The following is a 3,458-nucleotide window of genomic DNA, read 5'->3' on the forward strand; positions in this document are numbered from 1 at the left end:
CAAACTGAGGGGGCCCGGGGGGAATCATTCCCCCCGGCGGGGTGCGGGGCGGCGCCCCGCGTGCCTTTCCTGCCTTTTCTGCCTTTCTTCTCTTCCTCTCTTTGCGGCTTTCTCTCTTCCGGCCCTTTCGGCTATGCGTTCTGCAGTTTGAGCAGGGCGGGGATGCTCTGATCCATAGGGCGGCGAATCCAGAAGGCGCGGCCGGAGATCTGGCTGGGGATGCAGGGGGTATCGAGGTTGAGGGCGGCGTAGGTGGCGAGGGGGTTCTTTTTCGCCATTTCCCAGAAGGGATATTTAATGATGCCGGGGGTATTGTAGCCCACGCCGAGTTCCAGCAGAAGGAGCCTGCAGGAGGCGTGATCCCGCACAAAGGCGCGGTAGCGTTCGTTGGCGGCGAACCAGCCTTCGTCCTGCACGAAGGTATCGTCGCAGCGCAGGTTCATGGCCATGGGAGCGCCGCAGCGGGGGCAGCGGGGGACGAGTTCCGAAGGGATGCGCTGGTCCTTCTGTTCCCTGACCATACGCAGCACAGGTTCCCGGTTGTCGTAGGTGCTTTCGTGGCAGGGCACGGAGCACTGCCACAGGCCGTAATCGCCCTGCATGTAGAAAAGGCGCTCTCCGGGAAAGCCTGCGAGGCGGAACTGATGATCCACGTTGGAGGTGAGGACGAAGTAATCCTTTCCCTGCACCAGTTTCAGAAGTTCCGCATAGAGGGGGAGGGAGCCGGGCTGGTAGCGGTTGTACCAGACATGACGGCTCCACCAGGCCCAGCGCTCTTCCAGGGTACGGAAGGGATAGAAGCCGCCGGAATACATGTCGGTTATGCCGTAGGCCCTGATGAAGTCGGGGAAAAGGCGCTGGAAGCGCTCCCCCGAATAGGTAAGCCCTGCGGCGGCGGAAAGTCCCGCGCCTGCGCCGACAAGAACGGCGTCGGCCTCACGGAGGGCCTCGGCCAGGCCGGCAGGATCATCCGAGCAGGCGCTGATATATCGCGGCGTCGCTGTCTTTGAACACATTGAAAATCACCTTTTCCATCCAGGGATAGTTGTTGATGTGTGCGCTCACTGTTTCCACCGCAATTTCCGCCGCTCTCAGGGGCGGAAAATGAAATTCCCCCGTGGAAAGACAGCAGAAGGCCATACTGCGCACATGGACGCGCCCTGCAGCTTCGAGGCAGGAAACATAGGTTGCGGCAAGAAGCCTCTCGTGCTCCGGCGTGAGGGGGCCGTGCACCTCCGGGCCCACGGCATGCACCACAAAATCGCAGGGCAGGTTGAAGGCCGGGGTAATAATGGCTTCCCCCGTGTTCTTCAGCTTGCCGCCCATGACGCGGTCGCAGGCAAGCCGGAGCTGCACGCCGGAAAAGGTGTGGATGGCATTGTCGATGCAGCCGTGATTGGGATGAAAGCAGCCCAGCATGCGCCTGTTTGCCGCGTTCACCACGGCACCGCATTCCAGAGTGGTGATATCCCCCTTCCAGATGCAGAAACGGTCGCGCACGGGCACAAGGTCCCGGTCGCGCGTGATGCCGCGGGAAAGAATTTCCTCCCGAAGATACGCATCCTGCACCTCCAGAAACTCCGCCGACGCCTCCCCGGGCTCGCGTACATTGAAAAGCGCACGCAGAAGACGCTTCTGCGCCTCTTCATCCCCGGGAAGCACAAAACGCTCGTGCCGCTCCTGAAGCAGCATCCTGATAAGGTACGCCCTTCTCTCTGCCTGCGTCATATCCGCTCCCCCTCCTCTGCTCCGGCATGAAGCCCCTTATGCCGCACGGCCCCGGCAGGACAGTGCACCCAGCAGTCGCCGCATTCGTCGCAGCGCGAACCGTCGATGACATACCGCTCGCCTTCGCGCCGTATGGCCTTGAACGTGCATACCTCCATGCACCTGCCGCAACCTGTGCATGCTCCGGTAATGGTCAGCCCGGCCTTTTCCACTCGATGGCCGCCGAAGCTGAAACGCTCCCGCTCCAGCTTGTGGTCCCGGAACTTCATGTCGAAATCGTAATCGAAAATCTCTCCCCAGGCCCGGTACAGCACAAAGGTCGTCATGGCCGGATAACGCTGCTGATCCTCGATACCGTAGGCAAAGGCCGGATCGTTCTTCGCCCTGATCTCTTCCATGCTCACCTCGCGCACGTCGCCGGTAACACGGATGAAATACCCCGGATCCATTTCCAGAAGCCCTTCCTCCGTCTGCCTCACCTCCGGAGAAGCCGACAGACCGCACACCGATACCTTCCCCCCTTCCTTGAGCTGACGGTAAAAAGGCTTGGTCGTCATGGTCATGAAGTACAGCCCCTCCTCGTCGCAGGCCAGAAAATGCGCTACCCGGCTCTCGGGCGTGTCGCCGTTGATCGTCGCAAATACACAGCTGCCTATCCTGTCGAAACGCTCGTAAATCTCTCTGATGGTCATGACCTCCCCCCTGTGTACCCGGTTATTTAGTTCGATATCGAAATATACCATTCATGCTTCTCTGTCAAGGTGCGCGCTGTCTGCCGGATTCTGGAAGAAGAAAGAGTTTTCCGGGGGGAATGATTCCCCCCGGGCCCCCTCGACCGGCAGGGCGGAACGGTGGGGGGAACACAAAGGCTTTCCTTCGACTCGCTGCTGTTGCTCGTTCGTACCGCGCAGGCGGAAGGTTCCGGCAGACGGCGTATGGGCTGCCACCTCAGTGTGAGCGTGTCCTGCCGGACCCGCTCACGCAGGCCGACTGTTTTCCGGCCGTTGCCGGAAAACAGTGATAAAGGAAAGGATGTCAGGATATGGGGCGTTGTATGTCGGTGTCAGCTTTATTCCGCGCCCGCCTTTGAAAAAAGCATGGCTCAAACGCCGGTTTTTTGTCTGGGCAGAAACAGCCGCTTTTCAACGCAGGAAGAGGGTTTCGTCTGCAAAAAATAACGCTTTTTTCAAGGCTTCATTCTGCTTCTGTTTACAAAAAAGGCCGTATATCAACGCCTTATTCTGCTTCCGTTTGCGAAGAAAGGCCGTGTATCAACGCTGTGGGGCACCCGGCCAGCCTTCAGGAGGCCGGGCCGCCGGGCATAAGTAGCCGCGATTCACTCGCGGCGTTAAACGTCATGTCCGGCGTACAAGCCCTGCACCCCGTACAGCGTATCCGGCGCAGACGGGCCTTTGTGGTACCCGGGCGATGGAAAGGTCAGGCCGGGCCGATGGATACAGGCAGAATTCCCTTCCGCCGTAAGCACGACCCGAAGCGTGCACGTCCCGCGCCGGTACCGTGTGTCCGGAGCAGTCGGGTGTTTGCGGTACTCGAACTATAGTGCCGACAAAAAAGGCCGGGAGACCCGGCCTTGTGCTTTTTTTAAACGTCCCTCAGGCGCTTTTCTGCTTCACGTCCTTCGCAGCATCCGCATCCTTCTTTTCCGCGCCGTCTCCGGCATCGCCGTTTCCGGTCTTCTGCGCCGGGGCGCTCTTCTGCTTCACGTCCTT

At 60.1% G+C, this 3,458-nt stretch carries 3 protein-coding genes; all 3 read right to left on the reverse strand.

The genetic code is table 11. The features are described from left to right. Positions 1-131 precede the first annotated feature (131 nt). The 3 genes from Q0K07_RS12950 to Q0K07_RS12960 are packed head-to-tail and all read right to left on the reverse strand — an operon-like array spanning position 132 to position 2,420. Positions 132-1,016: a hypothetical protein gene (locus tag Q0K07_RS12950; RefSeq protein ID WP_294559776.1), complete on the reverse strand. Its 885-nt coding sequence runs from the start codon at positions 1,014-1,016 to the stop codon at positions 132-134. Then, positions 967-1,728, reverse strand: coding sequence for a protein-ADP-ribose hydrolase (locus Q0K07_RS12955; RefSeq protein WP_294559777.1), 762 nt, complete (start codon positions 1,726-1,728; stop codon positions 967-969). Before Q0K07_RS12955 ends, Q0K07_RS12950 begins: the two co-directional genes overlap by 50 nt. Then, complete coding sequence (locus Q0K07_RS12960) at positions 1,725-2,420, reverse strand: 4Fe-4S binding protein (RefSeq protein WP_294559778.1); 696 nt, start codon at positions 2,418-2,420, stop codon at positions 1,725-1,727. Before Q0K07_RS12960 ends, Q0K07_RS12955 begins: the two co-directional genes overlap by 4 nt. Positions 2,421-3,458 lie beyond the last annotated feature (1,038 nt).

The sequence above is a fragment of the uncultured Mailhella sp. genome, from assembly GCF_944324615.1.
GTDB lineage: Bacteria > Desulfobacterota > Desulfovibrionia > Desulfovibrionales > Desulfovibrionaceae > Mailhella.